General features: G+C 41.4%; 19 protein-coding genes. 10 read left to right on the top strand and 9 right to left on the bottom strand.

From position 1 onward, the window contains the following. Nucleotides 1-31 precede the first annotated feature (31 nt). From MKO06_RS12620 to MKO06_RS12590, 7 genes are all read left to right on the top strand, one after another. Entirely contained in the window at nucleotides 32-637 is a 606-nt protein-coding gene (locus MKO06_RS12620) for a porin family protein (RefSeq protein ID WP_241552056.1), read from the top strand. Between the two features lie 115 nt (nucleotides 638-752). Then, nucleotides 753-1,241 (top strand): hypothetical protein, encoded by a 489-nt coding sequence (locus tag MKO06_RS12615; protein WP_241551506.1) that lies wholly within the window; start codon nucleotides 753-755, stop codon nucleotides 1,239-1,241. Between the two features lie 258 nt (nucleotides 1,242-1,499). Further along, entirely contained in the window at nucleotides 1,500-2,078 is a 579-nt protein-coding gene (locus MKO06_RS12610; protein WP_241551505.1) for a porin family protein, read from the top strand. 115 nt (nucleotides 2,079-2,193) lie between these two features. Further along, nucleotides 2,194-2,715, top strand: a complete 522-nt coding sequence (locus MKO06_RS12605; RefSeq protein ID WP_241551504.1) for a hypothetical protein — start codon at nucleotides 2,194-2,196, stop codon at nucleotides 2,713-2,715. A gap of 52 nt (nucleotides 2,716-2,767) precedes the next feature. Further along, a complete protein-coding gene (gene aroQ / locus MKO06_RS12600) occupies nucleotides 2,768-3,196 on the top strand; it encodes a type II 3-dehydroquinate dehydratase (protein WP_241551503.1) in 429 nt (142 codons plus the stop codon). After that, the gene (locus MKO06_RS12595; RefSeq protein WP_241551502.1) at nucleotides 3,189-3,914 is read left to right on the top strand and encodes a Dph6-related ATP pyrophosphatase; all 726 of its coding nucleotides are present in this window, start codon (nucleotides 3,189-3,191) and stop codon (nucleotides 3,912-3,914) included. The genes aroQ and MKO06_RS12595 overlap by 8 nt, the downstream gene beginning before the upstream one ends. Before the next feature lie 103 nt (nucleotides 3,915-4,017). Further along, a complete protein-coding gene (locus tag MKO06_RS12590) occupies nucleotides 4,018-4,485 on the top strand; it encodes a hypothetical protein (RefSeq protein WP_241551501.1) in 468 nt (155 codons plus the stop codon). A 141-nt stretch (nucleotides 4,486-4,626) separates the two neighbouring features. On the opposite strand, the gene lpdA is transcribed toward MKO06_RS12590, so the two are convergent. The 5 genes from lpdA to MKO06_RS12565 all read right to left on the bottom strand — a co-directional run bounded on the left by lpdA (nucleotide 4,627) and on the right by MKO06_RS12565 (nucleotide 8,479). Further along, nucleotides 4,627-6,018, bottom strand: a complete 1,392-nt coding sequence (lpdA, locus tag MKO06_RS12585) for a dihydrolipoyl dehydrogenase (protein ID WP_241551500.1) — start codon at nucleotides 6,016-6,018, stop codon at nucleotides 4,627-4,629. A gap of 142 nt (nucleotides 6,019-6,160) precedes the next feature. Continuing rightward, a complete protein-coding gene (locus tag MKO06_RS12580; protein ID WP_241551499.1) occupies nucleotides 6,161-6,679 on the bottom strand; it encodes a collagen-like protein in 519 nt (172 codons plus the stop codon). 15 nt (nucleotides 6,680-6,694) lie between these two features. Then, nucleotides 6,695-7,087, bottom strand: a complete 393-nt coding sequence (msrB, locus tag MKO06_RS12575; RefSeq protein WP_241551498.1) for a peptide-methionine (R)-S-oxide reductase MsrB — start codon at nucleotides 7,085-7,087, stop codon at nucleotides 6,695-6,697. A 2-nt stretch (nucleotides 7,088-7,089) separates the two neighbouring features. After that, on the bottom strand, nucleotides 7,090-7,581 hold the full coding sequence (gene msrB, locus MKO06_RS12570) for a peptide-methionine (R)-S-oxide reductase MsrB (RefSeq protein ID WP_241551497.1): 492 nt from the start codon (nucleotides 7,579-7,581) through the stop codon (nucleotides 7,090-7,092). A gap of 19 nt (nucleotides 7,582-7,600) precedes the next feature. After that, nucleotides 7,601-8,479 carry an alpha/beta fold hydrolase gene (locus MKO06_RS12565; protein WP_241551496.1) on the bottom strand — a complete coding sequence of 293 codons (879 nt, stop codon included), beginning with the start codon at nucleotides 8,477-8,479 and terminating at the stop codon, nucleotides 7,601-7,603. Nucleotides 8,480-8,667: 188 nt separating this feature from the next. Here MKO06_RS12565 and MKO06_RS12560 point away from each other — a divergent pair, with 188 nt between their 5' ends. Together MKO06_RS12560 and MKO06_RS12555 are read left to right on the top strand one after the other, a co-directional pair. Continuing rightward, nucleotides 8,668-9,489, top strand: a complete 822-nt coding sequence (locus tag MKO06_RS12560) for a M48 family metallopeptidase (protein ID WP_241551495.1) — start codon at nucleotides 8,668-8,670, stop codon at nucleotides 9,487-9,489. Nucleotides 9,490-9,553: 64 nt separating this feature from the next. Further along, the gene (locus MKO06_RS12555; protein WP_241551494.1) at nucleotides 9,554-10,879 is read left to right on the top strand and encodes an MFS transporter; all 1,326 of its coding nucleotides are present in this window, start codon (nucleotides 9,554-9,556) and stop codon (nucleotides 10,877-10,879) included. Nucleotides 10,880-10,924: 45 nt separating this feature from the next. Here the strand turns inward: MKO06_RS12555 and MKO06_RS12550 are convergent, their stop codons facing one another. The 4 genes from MKO06_RS12550 to MKO06_RS12535 are packed head-to-tail and all read right to left on the bottom strand — an operon-like array spanning nucleotide 10,925 to nucleotide 13,886. Next, entirely contained in the window at nucleotides 10,925-11,650 is a 726-nt protein-coding gene (locus MKO06_RS12550) for a head GIN domain-containing protein (RefSeq protein WP_241551493.1), read from the bottom strand. Nucleotides 11,651-11,673: 23 nt separating this feature from the next. Further along, nucleotides 11,674-12,795 carry a DUF4097 family beta strand repeat-containing protein gene (locus MKO06_RS12545; protein WP_241551492.1) on the bottom strand — a complete coding sequence of 374 codons (1,122 nt, stop codon included), beginning with the start codon at nucleotides 12,793-12,795 and terminating at the stop codon, nucleotides 11,674-11,676. Further along, on the bottom strand, nucleotides 12,776-13,336 hold the full coding sequence (locus tag MKO06_RS12540; protein ID WP_241551491.1) for a DUF4179 domain-containing protein: 561 nt from the start codon (nucleotides 13,334-13,336) through the stop codon (nucleotides 12,776-12,778). The genes MKO06_RS12545 and MKO06_RS12540 overlap by 20 nt, the downstream gene beginning before the upstream one ends. Beyond that, nucleotides 13,326-13,886, bottom strand: a complete 561-nt coding sequence (locus tag MKO06_RS12535) for an RNA polymerase sigma factor (RefSeq protein ID WP_241551490.1) — start codon at nucleotides 13,884-13,886, stop codon at nucleotides 13,326-13,328. Before MKO06_RS12535 ends, MKO06_RS12540 begins: the two co-directional genes overlap by 11 nt. Nucleotides 13,887-14,095: 209 nt before the next feature. On the opposite strand from MKO06_RS12535, the gene lon reads away from it, so the two are divergent. After that, nucleotides 14,096-16,546, top strand: a complete 2,451-nt coding sequence (gene lon, locus MKO06_RS12530; RefSeq protein ID WP_241551489.1) for an endopeptidase La — start codon at nucleotides 14,096-14,098, stop codon at nucleotides 16,544-16,546. Nucleotides 16,547-16,557: the final 11 nt, after the last annotated feature.

Here is a 16,557-nt window from a genome sequence, read left to right as displayed (position 1 = left end):
CTACATTTGGTCTCAAATAAAAATGAAAATGATGAAAAAGACAGTTTTATTAGTTGCAATCGCAATTTTAGGATTTAGTTTAAACACCCAGGCACAGGAATACTGGAATTTTGGGGTTAAGGGTGGAGTTAACTTTACTAACATGACTTCAGATGGTTTTGAAGATAATAACAGCCGTACCGGATTCCATATTGGTCTTTTGGCTGAAATTCCAGTAAGTGATCGATTTTCTATTCAGCCGGAGGCATTGTATTCTACCCAGGGGACCGAAGCTACCCGCGTATTTTTTGGCGATAGAATCACCGGGGAATATCAATTGGATTACATACAGGTCCCTTTGATCGCTAAATTCTATATCATTGACGGACTTGCTCTCGAAGCCGGACCATCTTTTAACTTTCTGGTTGAAGAAGAGTACGATTTTGAAAGCAACAGTATTAACCTTGAAACCGACTCTGAACTAGCCGATACTTTCGAATTTGGTGGTGCATTTGGTGCCAGTTATAAATTCAACAACGGTTTTTTCGTGAACGGAAGATATGTTCAGGGTTTTACCGATGTATTCGACAGTGATAGCTTCGATGATGATGCGATCAAAAACAATGGATTCCAGCTTGGAGTTGGATTTCAGTTCTAAAAATAAACCACTATACTAGCCTATAAAAATGCAGGAAATTTCCTGCATTTTTTATTTAAAGGGGATAGGTTTAGATTTTTAGTATCTTAGTTATGTGAAACTAAACTTATTGATTATGAGAAAGTTAGTACTATTGATTGCAATTATTGGATTGGGGTTAACAACAGCTTCTGCGCAAAAGAACCTTACTGCAGCTTTGTATGCCGGGGTGCCCGTTGCAGATACCGAAGATTATAGTTTTCATGGTAGCGCCGATATCGCTTACCGGGTGAATGTGATTGGTCTTCTGGATGTTGGAGGACTTATTGGATACTCGCATTATTTTGATGATGACGTTCGCAGCGATTTTGGTTTGTTCGATAATGGAGATCTGCAATATTTGCCCATAGCCGCATCAGCCAGATTGAATTTGCTGGCAATTCTCTTTGTAGGCACCGATCTTGGATATGCCGTTGGTCTGGGAAATGACGGAGGATTTTACTTCAGACCACAGGTTGGAGTTGACCTTGGCCTTTTGAGTATTGTTGGTAATTACGAGGGTATTTCACCTGATGGTGGTGCCAGTGTGGGCTCTGTTAACGCGGGGATTGAGGTTAGATTCTAGTCATTAATACCTTTAATAATTTGGAGCGGGAATTTTTTTCCCGCTTTTTTTATGCATTATTCTGAATTTTCATTTATCGTGTTACCACTCTAAGGCCAGTTATTTCAGGAAGTGAGAAAGACAGATTATCAATTTGAGGTTTCCAGGCAAACATAGAAAGGCTTGTTGTTTTAAACGTAAACGTTATGAGTGCAACGTCCTGCAATTTCTATCGTATTTATAGAAAAACCAGTACTAACTTATTAATTCAATCTAAACATGCTTAAAAAATTTGCATTATTTGCGATTCTCGCAATTAGCTCCCTTATGTCTTACGCCCAGGAAACCGAATCGAACGATAAAGCTTCAAAATTTGGTTTTACCGCGGGATATGGAGAACGACATTTAGACCGTACGTATCTTAGAACAGACTATGCCAGTCAACCCGGAGACCAATTTTATTATTATTCAGGAGGTGGTTTTTTTCTTGGGCTAACGTTTGATTCCAGGATTTCTGAAAATTTTGGGATCAGTTCAGAATTACTTGTTACACGATTCTCTTTTAATTATAATTATATCTTCAATACACTTCTAAAATATGAACTTTTCGATTCGAGATTCCATTTAATGGCCGGCCCGGAATTTAATTTAGACCCCAAGCTCAGAGTAGGTGGGGATTGGGGAAACCGTCTAGGAATGGGCCTAACTGGTGGACTGGAGTTTGATATCACAAAAAGATATTCGATTTACGCTAAATACAGCCAGGAACTTAATAATAGGTATAAAGGAGGAATCGTTGAAGATGACTATGAAGGGAACTTCAATAATTTCAGGTTGGGAATTAAATTCAGGTTTTAAAAGAACAAGGCGGTCTACGGTCAGTTTTTTTATAGCTAACCGTTAAAGAATATATAAAGCCAAAAAGCCATTTCCGGATAATTTGTAATTTAAATGAGCATATAATTTCCTGCTTATGAAAGTTCTATTGTTTCTTGTATTTATCCTCCTGAGCTTTACTGGTTATTCCCAGGATATTCAGGGCAACAGTCTTCAGAAATATGAGCCTGAGAATTCCGCGAAAAACCAGCAGTTTCAGAATGGATCAGAGTCCAGGGAGAATAGAAGCATTTTCAATAGACGAAATTATAGCCTTGAATCTCTATTACCGGGCCTTTTTTTCAGGCCAGAACAATTCTCACTGGATTCCCCGTTCATAAATGCCTATGGAACCGGTTTTAACCTGAAATACTATCCGTTTAGTTCCAATCTATACATTTTCACAGGGATGCAGTATGTGCGTTATGATACCCCGGAAACTGCGAGGGTAACTAATTTTGGTCTCAATGCCGGACTGGGATATGATCTAAACGAGAATACCCAAATAGAAGGAAGGCTATTTCATAGTTTGTATAATTCGATTAACACAGAAGCATTTCAACCTGTGCAATTCACACCTGTTCAACCTTTAAGCCTTGGTTTTAAGACCAAATTCTAAGGTTTCCAGATTTAAATTCACGCTTTATACCTGAATTTTCTAAATTTAGGGCATGAAGCTATTATTATTGAACGGACCTAACCTAAACCTGCTCGGGACACGTGAGCCTGAGAAGTATGGTACTAAAACTTTTGAAGATTACTTTTCAGAGCTGCAATTTAAATTCAGAAAGATTGAACTGTCCTACGACCAGACCAATATAGAAGGAGAGCTTATCGATAAAATTCAGCAGGCAAGGCAAATTTATGATGGCATCATTCTTAATGCCGCTGCTTATACCCACACTTCTGTAGGAATTGGGGATGCCGTGGCAGCCATAGATATTCCGGTGGTGGAAGTTCACATATCAAATACTTTTTCAAGGGAAGAGTTTCGCCATAGATCCTATATTTCTCCCAATGCAAAAGGGGTGATCGTAGGATTTGGTCTCCAGAGCTACGAACTCGCTATTCATAGCTTTTTAAACGATGCTGATGAATAAAGCTTATTTAAACTGGAGTAGTGGGAAGGATTCTGCCCTCAGCCTTTATTATATCCAACAACAGGGCAATTTCCGAATTGAAAAATTGCTTACTACACTCAATGAGGATGTTGGTAGAATCACGATGCACGGGGTACGAAAGGAACTTTTACTTCAGCAGGCGGAAAACCTGGGTATACCACTTCAACTCGCTGAATTGAACGCTGAAACCAGCATGGAGGATTATAACCAGAAGATGAAACAGGCTACCGATGTGTTAAAAGAACAGGGCTTTACGCATAGCATTTTCGGCGATATTTTTCTGGAAGACCTGAAAAGCTACAGGGAAGAGCAATTGCAATTGGCAGGCCTTAAAGCCGTATTTCCCTTGTGGAAAAAAGACACTAAAGCACTTATTACCCATTTCGTTGAGCTGGGCTTTAAAGCGGTGGTGGTTTGCACCAATTCTAAATACCTGGATGATTCATTCTGCGGAAGGATGATCGATACTAAATTTATCACGGATCTGCCTGAAAATGTAGATCCATGTGGCGAAAATGGCGAATTCCATACCTTTGTTTTTGACGGTCCTATCTTCAGTAAACCTGTAAAATTCAAAATAGGTGAGAAGGTAAAACGGTCTTACGCTTCATCAAAAGATGAGGATGACTGCTTCCAGGATAAAGACCAGCAATCCTGGGACACCGAATTCTGCTTTTGTGACCTGACTTCAGCATAAATACTTAAAATTCAGTATTAAAACCTAAATTTTAGTTATTTCTTTAGAAGGTATCTTGTTGATTATTAATAAATTGAATCGTTTAATCAACTGAAAAAAGATCATGAAGAAATTACTGGTATTCGGCCTGGTCCTGCTATTCAATCTTAGCACAATTGCACAGGTTTCACCTGAAGAAGTGGAGTATATTCAGTCCATTTTTGGTATGGAAAAACGGGCAGCGGTGAAAGAGATGATGACTTTAAGTTCAAATTCAGATGGCTTTTGGAAACTTTATGACGAATATGAAGTGGAGAGAAAAGACCTGGGAAAAGAACGAATTTCGCTATTGGAAAAATATGCTAACAATTATGATAATATGAGCAATGAAAATGTAGACCAGCTCATCAGGGAATCTATGGACCTTTCCACAAAAACCGATAAGCTCATCAATAAGTATTATAAAAAGATAAAAAATGAGGCGGGCTCTGTTCCTGCCGCACAGTTCTACCAGCTCGAGCATTATCTTCTAAGTGAGATCAGGGCTTCCATACTGGGCGAAATGGAGCTGATCGAATCGGTAAGGCAATAGCTTGAAAATTTTCTAATAGAAAAATCCTGCAGTCATTCGAATGCAGGATTTTTTATATTTCTAACGTCTAACGTCTAACGTCTAACGTCTAACGTCTAACGTCTAACGTCTAACGTCTAACGTCTAACGTCTAACGTCTATTTAGATGTGTATCACCTCGTCGTAAGCGGCAGCAACAGCTTCCATCACAGCTTCACTCATGGTTGGATGAGGGTGAACCGCTTTTAGCACTTCATGTCCTGTTGTTTCCAGTTTTCTACCCAGAACAGCTTCTGCTATCATGTCTGTCACGCCGGCACCAATCATGTGGCAGCCTAACCATTCACCATATTTAGCATCAAAGATCACTTTCACGAATCCTTCAGATTTTCCGGCAGCTTTCGCTTTACCTGAAGCAGAGAACGGGAATTTACCAACCTTGATATCGTATCCGGCTTCTTTCGCCTGTTTTTCGGTCATTCCAACTGAAGCGATCTCTGGAGTGGCATAAGTACATCCTGGGATATTTCCATAGTCCAGTGGTTGTACGTCCATACCTTTGATCTTTTCCACGCAAATAATACCTTCGGCTGAAGCAACGTGTGCAAGAGCTGGCCCATGAACCACATCTCCAATCGCGTAAACACCGTCTGCATTGGTCTTGTAGAACTCGTCAACAACGATCTTATCTTTTTCGGTTTTAATGCCAAGATCTTCCAGCCCGATATTTTCAATATTCGTTTTGATGCCTACTGCAGAAAGTACGATGTCTGCCTCCAGTTTTTCTTCACCTTTTTTGGTTTTTACCTTCGCGATTACTTTACCATCTTTCTTCTCCACGCTTTCCACTGAAGAATTGGTCATCACTTTAATACCAGCTTTTTTGATACTTCTTTCGAATTGCTTGGAAACTTCTTCATCCTCCAATGGCACTACGTTCGGAAGGAATTCAACTACGGTCACTTCGGTTCCCATAGCGTTGTAAAAATGAGCGAACTCAACGCCAATGGCGCCTGAACCAACCACGATCATTTTCTTTGGTTGCTTGTCCAAATTCATTGCCTCGCGATAACCAATAACAGTTTTTCCATCCTGTTTCAGGTTTGGAAGTTCACGTGATCTCGCTCCAGTAGCCACTATAATATGGTCTGCCGAATATTCCTTTTTCTTGTCGTCTTTATCGGTAACTTCAATCTTTTTTCCTTTTTTGAGTTTTCCAAAGCCTTCGATCACATCGATCTTGTTCTTTTTCATAAGGAACTGCACTCCTTTGCTCATTCCCTGGGCAACATCCCGGCTTCTTTTTACAACCGCTCCAAAATCCTTGTCGGCCTTTTCGAGTTTAAGTCCATAATCTTCAGCATGTTTCAGGTAGTCGAACACCTCTGCACTTTTAAGAAGCGCTTTGGTTGGGATACAACCCCAGTTCAAACAAACGCCTCCCAGGCTTTCCTTTTCAACAATAGCGGTTTTAAAACCAAGTTGTGAAGCCCTGATAGCAGTAACATATCCTCCGGGTCCACTCCCTAAAACTATAATATCATATTTACTCATATTCGGTATATTTTGAATCGGTTACAGAAGTTGCGAATTTAAACATTTTAAGCTTAAACTGAAAGCCGGCACCAAGAGATAAAATCTCAAAAAAAAGCCCGTCCGGATTGGACAGGCTAATTATACTATCAATAATTAAACATTATTTATTCAGTTGCGCCTTAACGATCTTTTTTTCGTCAAGATTAAGTGCAGCCTTAACCGCCTGATAGCTATTCACATCGATATTGGAATCCAATGCGAAATCTGAAGGAACAACTACCATTCTAAAAGTTTGATTATCTGTAAAGGCAGATCCTAAACTATTGAGATCTACTGTACCATGTAGATAAATATTTACATCAAAACTAGTATGGTTATAATTGTATTGAACTTCTCCATCCTCTAAGTAAAAAGTCTGAGGCAAAAGGCTCCATACATCACTACCATCTACCACATCTTCCAGCAGGTATACAAGTATCACGTCGGAATCGAGGACTTCCACAGATTCAGGGATAGATACGAATTCAGAATAATTTTCATCAAAATCAAAAGTGATCTCAAAGGTTTGTCCTACAACATTAACTCCATCCTGTCCTGGAGGTCCGGGAGGTCCCTGGTCTCCCTCACAGGCTACCAGAAACAGACTAAAAACTGCAAAAAGTGATAATAATTTTTTCATAATCGTTGATTTAAGTTATTTATTAAAGTTGATACTGGCCGAATTCACACAGTAACGCTGACCGGTATCTGTAGGACCATCATCAAAAACGTGGCCAAGATGGCTTCCGCAGTTGGAACAAAGAATTTCTGTGCGAATCATTCCAAAAGTTCTGTCCTGCACATATTCTATTTTTCCCTCGATGCCCTCATCAAAACTCGGCCATCCGCAACCGCTTTCAAATTTCGAGTCGCTCTCGAACAATTGTTCGCCACATGCAGCACATTTATAAACTCCTTCTTCAAAATGAAGGTTGTATTTTCCGGTATGCGGAGCTTCAGTGCCTTTCTCCCTGAGAATTCGATACTGCTCCGGACTCAGCTCCTTTTTCCATTCTTCCGGAGATTTTTCTACCTTATATTTTTTCATGATCATTTTTCTTCTTCGGGTTCAAAATCCATGGCAATACCATTGATACAATGTCTTTTTCCGGTTGTTTCCTGGGGTCCATCGTTAAAAACATGACCTAAATGTCCTCCGCAGCGGGCGCAGTGAACCTCGTCGCGTTGATAGCCCAGCTTGGTATCGCTACCATAGGCTACTCCGCCTTCAATAGCCCTGTCAAAACTTGGCCACCCAGTACCACTCATGAATTTATGTTTTGTCCTGTAGAGTTCATTTCCGCAGGCTGCGCAAACAAAGGTTCCGGGTTCCTTAATATCATTGAGCTCACTAGAAAAAGGTCTTTCGGTTCCTGCTTCCCGTAGCACGGCATATTCCTGAGGCGTCAGGATCTCTTTCCATTCTTCCTCGGTTTTACTTACCTCGTAATTTTCAGAATTTTTCTTTTCAGACTTTTGTGCATTTCCATTGCAGGAGATCAGCGAGAAGCTTAGAAATACAAGTAAAAACAATCGGTTCATATCAATCTTTTCTCTAAAATTACAAAGATTGTGCCGTGATAAAAGTTGATATTTTGTTAATTACTTCTTTATTTCCCAGTATTCTCCTGTGTCCAAGGTCATTCGTGATCATAATTTCGCTGTTTGGTAAGGCTTCATGTATTTCGTAAGCATCCTTTACATTCACATCAACATCCAGCTCATCGTGGATCACCAGGGTAGGCACATTTACATCACGGGCTGATACGGCTCCGGAATATTCATCCATATCCTGTCCAAATTTATCATCCAGATAGGCTTTCATCCTTTTGGCGACCTCGGTATTCATTTTCATATTCTCGGCAAAATTCCTGGTAATTTCAGTGACATTGTTAGCAGTACCTATAATAACAAGGCTTTTGGTGTTCAAACCATCCTTTATGGCTCTTAATGAGGACATGCCGCCCAGGGAATGACCAATTACAGCTTCGAAAGGCCCGTACTTTTCATTCAAATAATGAATGCTGTGAATAAAGAATGGCATCATGCTAATCTTTCCAGGGGCTTCCCCATGAGCGGGAGCATCAAAACTAAGGGTTGAAAACCCCTTTTCTTTTAGGTCTTCAGCAATTTTAGACAATTGGGTGCCTCGGCCACTCCAACCATGAACGAGTAAAACCCGGCGAGGACTTTCACCATATTGATACGTTACGATTTCCCGGTTTATTGAACTAACCATTTCACGCTGGATAGTAGACTCTTCGAACATTTCCCGGTCTCTTTCTGGCAGCCTATACTTGAAAGGGGATAGGAATAATCGCGCTGCGAACCTGCTTGCCAGGAAGGGAGATATACTGGAAAGAAAACTGGAGATTTTCAATATATAATCAGGCACCAATAATTGTTGCACCGGTAATTTATCCTTGGATTCTTTAGTCATTTTTTAAGAATTCTGGCGATTTTGAGCGCGGCAAAATTAGAAATTCTGAACGATTCTTAGGGTCTATAAAACCAGATAAAATCAAGATTGGTACCGTTTTTGGGTAAATCTTAACTGTTAAATCCTACTTAAACCCAAATGGGCGGGTATTTAGCTTTTGTAATTTTAACCACATAAACCCAATAAATATGAAACTTAAGAATTTATTTTTAGCCTTTGGAATTCTAATGCTAGTGGTTGCCTGTAAGACAAATCCTTTTACAGGTGAAAAAGATCTGAATTTTGTAAGCAATGAACAATTATTCCCCGCTTCATTTGAACAATATAACCAGTTTTTGGCCGAAGCCGACGTGGTGAGAAATACTGAAGAGTCCCGGGCCGTCAAACAAATAGGGAACGAAGTCGTTAACGCAGCAGAAAGATATCTTGATGCAAACGGGTACCAGGGTTTTATGAAAGACTTTGAATGGGAATTCAACCTGGTTCGTAATGACCAGGCCAATGCCTTTGCAATGCCTGGAGGTAAGGTGGTCGTATTTACAGGGATGCTGGATATTACACAAAACAGAAGCGGTTTAGCTACGGTAATGGCTCACGAGATCGCCCACGCCCTTGCCGATCATGGTGCACAGCGAATGAGTGCAGCCCAGTTACAACAGGTAGGTGGTGCTGTGGTTGGAGTTGCCGCCAGCGGAAGAAGTGAAAGTACACAGCAGATCATCGCGCAGGCATACGGGATTGGTACAACGGTGGGAGGTATGCTGCCTTTCAGCCGAAGCCATGAGGCAGAAGCCGATCGTATAGGTCTTACCATGATGGCAATAGCCGGATATGATCCAGATGAAGCTGCTGAGCTTTGGAAGAGAATGCAACAGAATAGTGGCGGACAGGCACCTCCAGAATTTCTTAGCACTCACCCTTCTAATCAGACCAGGATCAATAATCTTCAAAAATGGGCACCAGAAGCCAAGGCCGAAGCTCAGAAATATGGAGTGACCAGTTTCAGATAGTGAATTAATCAAAATATAAAATGGGAAAGCCACTGTATTCAGTGGCTTTTTCTATTTTTAGGGCATGAAAAAATTGCCAAAAGGAAGTAAGAAGCTTATAAGGGCCTGGGCTTTTTACGACTGGGCCAATTCTGTTTATAGCCTGGTGATCAGTTCTGCTATCTTTCCTATTTTTTATGGTGCCCTTACCATAGTGAAAGATGATAATGGAGCTGTACTCGATGATACCGTCAGGTATTTAGGTTTTGATTTTAATAATGATGCCTTGATTAGTTATGTGACGGCGCTGGCATTCCTGATGGTGAGTGTATTGAGTCCCTTTCTTTCCGGGATTGCCGACTATGTGGGTAATAAAAAGAATTTTCTTAAGTTTTTCTGTTACCTGGGTGCGGTGTCCTGTATCGGATTATTCTGGTTCAACCTGGAAACGCTTTGGTTTGGTCTGTTATGTTACTTCCTGGCCCTGGTGGGCTTCTGGGCCAGCCTGGTTTTTTACAATTCGTACCTGCCGGATATTGCATATCCAGATCAACAGGATAAGGCCAGTGCCAAAGGTTTTTCACTGGGATATATTGGCAGTGTGATCCTGTTGGTGATTTGTCTCATCATGATACTTTACCATGATTTATTTGGTTTTGAGAATGAGGGGCTTCCCACTCGGATTTCTTTTGTGTTAACCGGGGTCTGGTGGATTGGATTCAGCCAGTACACCTATTATTATTTACCAAAGGGTAATAAAAAGTCTGGCTTAACAAGAAATGTTCTTTTTAATGGTTTTCGGGAATTAAAAGGGATATGGAAGGCTCTAAAAGATAACTTAACCTTAAAAAGATATCTGGCGGCCTTTTTTGTTTACAGTATGGCGGTACAAACCATTATGCTGGTGGCCACCTATTTCGGGATCGAAGAACTGGACTGGGGGCAGCAGGATTCAACTTTTGGGCTCATAGTGAGTATTCTTCTCATTCAGCTGGTGGCGATAGTTGGTGCTACATTAACCTCGAGACTGGCTATCATATATGGAAATATCAAGATCCTGATCTTCATTAACCTTATCTGGATCGCCATTTGTGGTTACGCTTATTTTATCACCACCCCTTTCCAGTTCTATTTTGCAGCTGCTTCGGTTGGACTGGTGATGGGAGGAATTCAGTCATTATCGCGGTCTACCTATTCTAAAATGCTTCCTCCGGACACCCTGGACACTGCCAGTTATTTTAGCTTTTACGATGTATCGGAAAAAATTGGAATTGTAATAGGAATGTTCTTATACGGGCTGGTAGCCCAAATAACCGGAAGCATTCGTAATTCAATTCTCTTTCTGGTGATCTTCTTTATAGTTGGAGTGATCCTTCTATTAAGGGTTCCCAGGGTGATCAAGGCAAAATAAAAAACCACGCTTTTGGCGTGGTTCGGTTTTTAAAATTGAATTTTCCTAGTTGGACGAAACTCTTCCGGAACCGTAGGTTTGAAAATCCTGTTTTTCAGGATTTCCTTTATAATTGATGTCTCCCGATCCTGCTACTGAAGCCTTCAGCGAGCTTTTCGCATTTACCCTGATATCTCCAGAGCCGGCCACGCTTGCCTTTACATTTTCAGCTTCCAGCTCATAGGCCTTAAAGTCGCCGCTACCTGTAACCTTACATTCAAAATTCTGGCTTCTGCCTTGCAGTTCGATGTCTCCCGAACCAGTAACAACACCCTCTAAATCCTGTACATCCAGGTTAAGTACCATATCACCAGAACCTGTGACTTCAACCTTCAGGTTAGAGCCTTTTAATAGGTCCCGGTTCCACATATCTCCAGAGCCGGTAACCGAAAGTTTTGAAAGACTCTCAAAGGGAACGGTGATCTTAACCTCTTTAGTTGGATTCAGGTTTACGTCCTTATCGGTAGTGATCTTCAGAACGCCGTTATTCACTTCGGTGATGATATATTCCTGCAGATTGCTTTCGGCTTCTACTTTAAGATTACCTTCTTTTCCGGAAACCAGTTCTACATTAAAGGAGCCAACCAGTTTAACTTCGTCATAAGAATCGGTACTGCGGGATTCGGTAACCATCTTGCCGTTACCTTTTACTTTTTCTGAACCCCACCATTGGGCGTTTACGCTGGTTGTGGTGATTAAAAGGGCTGCCAGGATTAAAATTGATCTTTTCATTTTTTGAGTTTTAAGATTGATGATTATTGTTTTGAAAATTGTACGCTTCCGTAGCTGGTATTGATACTGAATGATGCCGCGTTTCCACCGGAACCATAGGTGCCTGAAACGTTCCTGCTCGTATTCCCCTGGTTATTGCTTTCGATGTTCATTCCATCGGTTCCCTTCACACTTCCATAAGATGTTTTGACATCAAACCTGAAGTTCATTTCATTGTCGTAACCAATTTTTACACCGGCATAGTCTGTATTTATGTTTACTTTCCGGGTGCCTTTGATCACTTTTTCAATGGAAAGGGAGCCATAATCCAGCGTGAGGTCAGCCGAGGTGAACAGCCTGTTTATCTTTGTAGTTAGGTAATCACCAACTCCTACCAGTTCTTTCACTTTATCGATCTCCACACTACCATAGTCACAATTAAACTCAAGTTTGGACACCTTCATGATCTTCGAATTGGTATAATCAGCATTTACGATCAGGTTTTCGGCCTCTTCGATCACATAATCTGAATAGTCTGCGTTGATCTCGGCATTGGTCACATAATCAACCCGGCTGTTTCGGGTATAATCGAAATTCAGGTAATTTGATCGACCCCGTAATTCATCGATATCGATCTTTCCATAATCACAACTGATCCTGGTGTTCCCGGTGGTCTGGTCAAGGTAAATGCCCCCGTAATCGTTGCTGATATCCAGGTTATTACCAACGGGAGCACGAACGATATAATTAACCTCCATATTCACATTATCGAAACCGCTGAAGATCTCTTTCCACCAGGATTTCTTTTCCTTGGAAAATCTTGTTTTTGCGCTCACGCCAGAGGAAGACTGGTTGAATTCCACATTGATCTCTTCCAGTTTTTCTTCTACTTTTTCCTCATCGTCACCATTGGTCTTTATGATCACCTCGATGACGACCCTGTTCTGGTCCCAGGTGGTAATATCTACGTTTCCATAGCTGTTATTAATGTTGAGGTTGGAATTCGCACTAACCTGGAATTCCTTTTTCAGTTTTTTCTCCCTGGTGTGCTTTCCATCCAGTTCTGATACTTCAACCAGGCCTGGTTTTTCTGGAAGGCTGTTGAAGTGGGGCAGGCTGGGAGCCAGCGCTGCTAAGAGGATGATACTAGATAATATTGCTTTCATGATTTTGAGTCTTTAGTGTTTTGATATTGTCGATTTGAGTAAGAACGTTGTTTAATAAGTCGATGCGTTGCTGGAAATTCTGGATCATCGCATGAATAACCCGGTTGTCCTTTCCACTTTTGGCAAGGTCTTCCTTAAGGCTTTCATATTCGGTCTCCAGTTTCTCCATCTGCACCAGTGCATCATTGATAATAGCTTCGGTTTCGGGAGATTTTTCGGCCTCTATGGCATTTAGCTCCTTCCTGATCAAACCGGTGTAAAATTCCTGGGTTTGTTTCATTTCCGGAGAGATACTGGCCAGGTCGGCTGTTTTAGCGTTCAGGGAAGTTCCGAATACTTCACCCAGAATAAGGAAGGCGATAAGAAAGCTCGCGGCAATTCCCATTATAGGCATCCATAACTTCCGCACCCTGCCTTTTTCTCCTGGCTGTTCTTTCTGGTTCTCCAGTTTTTTGAAGAATCGCTCCCTGTGGCCAGAGTGCGGTTCCTGGATGTCAAAATCCAGGCCTTCAAAAAGTGTATCAAAGTCATTATTTTTCATGATGCTCCAGTTTTTTTCTTAAACTTTCTTTCGCCCTCGATATCATAGTGCGGCAGTTCGCATAAGAAATATTCATTATTTCACAAATTTCCTCGTAGTCGTAACCTTCAATAAGGTGCAGGGTAAGGCCGAGTCGATAATTTTCTTTAAGCGATTTGATTCCGTTCAGGATCTTTTTCACTTTGGCTGAATTCTCATCATTCTCGTCCAGAACTACCCCGTCATGATCGGCTTCGTGCTTAAGCTCATCGTTATAGCTTACCTCGCTCATCCTGGCCATCTTTCGGTATGCGGTAAGACTTTCGTTTACCACGATCCTTTTTAACCAGGCGCCAAAGGTGGAAGTTTCGTTGAAACTGTCGATCTTTGTAAAGGCGCTTAAAAAAGCCTCCTGCATCGCATCTTCAGCTTCTGCCGAATGACCGGTTATTCTAAAGGCAGTGTTATACATCGCCTTATAATAGCGGTCATAGATTTCCATTTGAGCTCGCTGTTCGCCATGACGGCAACGTTCTACCAGGTCTTTAATATGTGTGATGGTTGGTGTCAATTAAAACTTGGTTTCTGTAATAAAGATGAAGCAGAATTCACTTTGTTACACTTTTGAAAAAATAATTTAAAAAAGCATGGCATAAGAATTGAGTATTTGAAATAGAAAATCTAAAATAATAAAGAAGCCCTTATTAATCAGGCTTTTCAAACAACTTGTCAAAATCTGGAAAGTTTGGTTTTGATGACAGTTTGACTTACAATATAACTATGGCGAAAACGAAATTTATGAATATTGACAGTTTGTCATTGCAGGGAATCGATGAGGATGCTGAATTAATTCCTTTGATGACTCCTGAAGATGAAGAGGAAATAAATAAGGAAAATCTACCTGAGACCTTGCCAATACTTCCTTTAAGGAATACGGTACTGTTCCCTGGTGTGGTGATCCCTATCACTGCCGGGCGCGATGCGTCGATCAAACTTATCAACGAAGCGAATAACGGCAGTAAGATCATTGGGGTTGTTTCTCAAAAGGATGAAGAGGTTGAAAACCCTTCAGCAAAGGATATCAACAAAGTTGGAGTGGTAGCGCGGATCTTAAGGGTGTTAAAGATGCCCGATGGAAACACAACAGTGATCATCCAGGGTAAAAAGAGGTTCCAGATCACACAGGTGGTGACTGAAGAGCCTTATATGAACGCTACTGTGGCCGAAATTCCTGAGAACAGGCCCGAAAAAGGCAATGCAGAATTTAGCGCTATCATCGAGTCTATCAAGGATCTCGCCCTACAGATCATTAAGGGCAGCCCAAATATCCCTTCTGAAGCCTCCTTTGCGATCAAGAATATTGAAAGTAATTCTTTCCTGATCAATTTTGTCTCTTCCAATATGAGCCTGAGCGTGGAAGAGAAGCAGAAATTGCTCGAGATGAACGATCTTAAAGAACGCGCACTTGCTACCCTGAAGCATATGAATACCGAGAACCAGAAACTGGAGTTAAAAAATGATATCCAGAGCAAGGTACAGAGTGATATGAGTCAGCAGCAGCGTGAATATTTTCTTCACCAGCAAATGAAGACCATTCAGGAAGAGCTTGGCGGGGTTTCGCATGAAGGTGAGATTGAAGAGTTGAGGGAGCGTGCAAAATCCAAAAAATGGGATGAGGATATCCAAAATCATTTTGAGAAGGAACTATCCAAAATGCAGCGAATGAATCCGCAGGTAGCCGAGTATTCTATCCAAAGAAATTACCTGGACCTGTTCCTGGATCTTCCATGGAATGAATTCAGCAAGGATAAATTCGACCTAAAAAGAGCTAAACGAATCCTGGATCGGGATCATTACGGGCTCGATGATGTGAAACGCAGGATCATCGAATACCTGGCTGTGCTTAAGTTGAGAAATGATATGAAATCCCCAATCCTTTGCCTGTACGGTCCTCCGGGAGTTGGTAAGACTTCTTTGGGGCGATCTATAGCTGAGGCTCTGGGAAGAGAATATGTTAGGATCTCACTTGGCGGACTACGTGATGAAGCAGAGATTAGGGGGCATAGAAAGACCTATATAGGCGCGATGCCGGGTAGGATCATTCAAAGTCTTAAGAAGGCTGGAACCAGCAACCCTGTTTTTGTACTGGATGAGATCGATAAATTGAGTATTGGTAATGCCGGGGATCCGTCTTCAGCATTACTGGAAGTACTGGACCCGGAACAGAATAGCGAATTCCATGATAATTTCCTGGAAATGGGATTCGATCTTTCCAAGGTCATGTTTATCGCTACCTGTAATTCCCTAAGCACTATACAACCGGCATTAAGGGATCGTATGGAAGTGATCAATGTCACGGGATATACGATAGAAGAAAAGGTTCAGATCGCAAAAAGACATCTGCTTCCAAAACAATTGGAAGAGCACGGCCTTAATTCTGAGCACCTTAAAATCGGTAAAAAACAGCTTGAAAAGATCGTGGAAGGCTATACTCGCGAATCGGGTGTTCGTGGTCTTGAAAAACAAATCGCGAAGGTTGTGAGATACGCTGCCAAAAATATCGCGATGGAAGAAGAATACAATATTAAGATCTCCAATGAAGATATCATCGAGATCCTTGGTAGCCCTAAAATGGAGCGGGATAAATATGAGAATAATGAGGTTGCCGGAGTCGTTACGGGACTGGCCTGGACCAGTGTTGGAGGAGACATCCTGTTTATCGAATCCATCCTATCGAAAGGAAAAGGCAATCTGAGCATTACAGGTAACCTTGGAAAGGTTATGAAGGAATCTGCAACCATTGCAATGGAATATATCAAGGCAAATGCCGAAAGACTTGGCATTATACCTTCTATTTTTGATCAATATAATGTACATATCCACGTGCCCGAAGGTGCCACTCCCAAGGATGGTCCAAGTGCTGGAATCACCATGCTTACTTCGCTGGTATCACTTTTTACCCAGAAGAAGGTGAAGAAGAGCATTGCGATGACCGGTGAGATCACCCTTAGAGGAAAGGTACTTCCAGTGGGCGGGATCAAGGAAAAGATACTTGCCGCCAAAAGAGCCCGTATCAAGGAGATCATTCTTTGTGAAGACAATAAAAGGGATATCGAAGAGATCAAAGATGAATACCTTAAAGGCCTTACCTTCCATTATGTGAAGGAAATGAGCGACGTGATCGATATAGCCATTTTGAATGAAAAAGTGAAATACGCTAAGGAACTATAGCACATTAATTA

Source organism: Christiangramia oceanisediminis, assembly GCF_022570735.2.
Taxonomy (GTDB): Bacteria; Bacteroidota; Bacteroidia; order Flavobacteriales; family Flavobacteriaceae; genus Christiangramia; species Christiangramia oceanisediminis.
The sequence above is the reverse complement of the archived record's forward strand: the minus strand, read 5'-3'. Positions and strand labels throughout refer to the sequence as shown.

What these genes read in the sequence shown, in the direction of transcription:
- MKO06_RS12620 (WP_241552056.1), top strand. Translation starts at nt 32, where the DNA reads ATGAAAAAGACAGTTTTATTAGTTGCAATCGCAATTTTAGGATTTAGT.
- MKO06_RS12615 (WP_241551506.1), top strand. Translation starts at nt 753, where the DNA reads ATGAGAAAGTTAGTACTATTGATTGCAATTATTGGATTGGGGTTAACA.
- MKO06_RS12610 (WP_241551505.1), top strand. Translation starts at nt 1,500, where the DNA reads ATGCTTAAAAAATTTGCATTATTTGCGATTCTCGCAATTAGCTCCCTT.
- MKO06_RS12605 (WP_241551504.1), top strand. Translation starts at nt 2,194, where the DNA reads ATGAAAGTTCTATTGTTTCTTGTATTTATCCTCCTGAGCTTTACTGGT.
- aroQ (WP_241551503.1), top strand. Translation starts at nt 2,768, where the DNA reads ATGAAGCTATTATTATTGAACGGACCTAACCTAAACCTGCTCGGGACA.
- MKO06_RS12595 (WP_241551502.1), top strand. Translation starts at nt 3,189, where the DNA reads ATGAATAAAGCTTATTTAAACTGGAGTAGTGGGAAGGATTCTGCCCTC.
- MKO06_RS12590 (WP_241551501.1), top strand. Translation starts at nt 4,018, where the DNA reads ATGAAGAAATTACTGGTATTCGGCCTGGTCCTGCTATTCAATCTTAGC.
- lpdA (WP_241551500.1), bottom strand. Translation starts at nt 6,018, where the DNA reads ATGAGTAAATATGATATTATAGTTTTAGGGAGTGGACCCGGAGGATAT.
- MKO06_RS12580 (WP_241551499.1), bottom strand. Translation starts at nt 6,679, where the DNA reads ATGAAAAAATTATTATCACTTTTTGCAGTTTTTAGTCTGTTTCTGGTA.
- msrB (WP_241551498.1), bottom strand. Translation starts at nt 7,087, where the DNA reads ATGAAAAAATATAAGGTAGAAAAATCTCCGGAAGAATGGAAAAAGGAG.
- msrB (WP_241551497.1), bottom strand. Translation starts at nt 7,581, where the DNA reads ATGAACCGATTGTTTTTACTTGTATTTCTAAGCTTCTCGCTGATCTCC.
- MKO06_RS12565 (WP_241551496.1), bottom strand. Translation starts at nt 8,479, where the DNA reads ATGACTAAAGAATCCAAGGATAAATTACCGGTGCAACAATTATTGGTG.
- MKO06_RS12560 (WP_241551495.1), top strand. Translation starts at nt 8,668, where the DNA reads ATGAAACTTAAGAATTTATTTTTAGCCTTTGGAATTCTAATGCTAGTG.
- MKO06_RS12555 (WP_241551494.1), top strand. Translation starts at nt 9,554, where the DNA reads ATGAAAAAATTGCCAAAAGGAAGTAAGAAGCTTATAAGGGCCTGGGCT.
- MKO06_RS12550 (WP_241551493.1), bottom strand. Translation starts at nt 11,650, where the DNA reads ATGAAAAGATCAATTTTAATCCTGGCAGCCCTTTTAATCACCACAACC.
- MKO06_RS12545 (WP_241551492.1), bottom strand. Translation starts at nt 12,795, where the DNA reads ATGAAAGCAATATTATCTAGTATCATCCTCTTAGCAGCGCTGGCTCCC.
- MKO06_RS12540 (WP_241551491.1), bottom strand. Translation starts at nt 13,336, where the DNA reads ATGAAAAATAATGACTTTGATACACTTTTTGAAGGCCTGGATTTTGAC.
- lon (WP_241551489.1), top strand. Translation starts at nt 14,096, where the DNA reads ATGGCGAAAACGAAATTTATGAATATTGACAGTTTGTCATTGCAGGGA.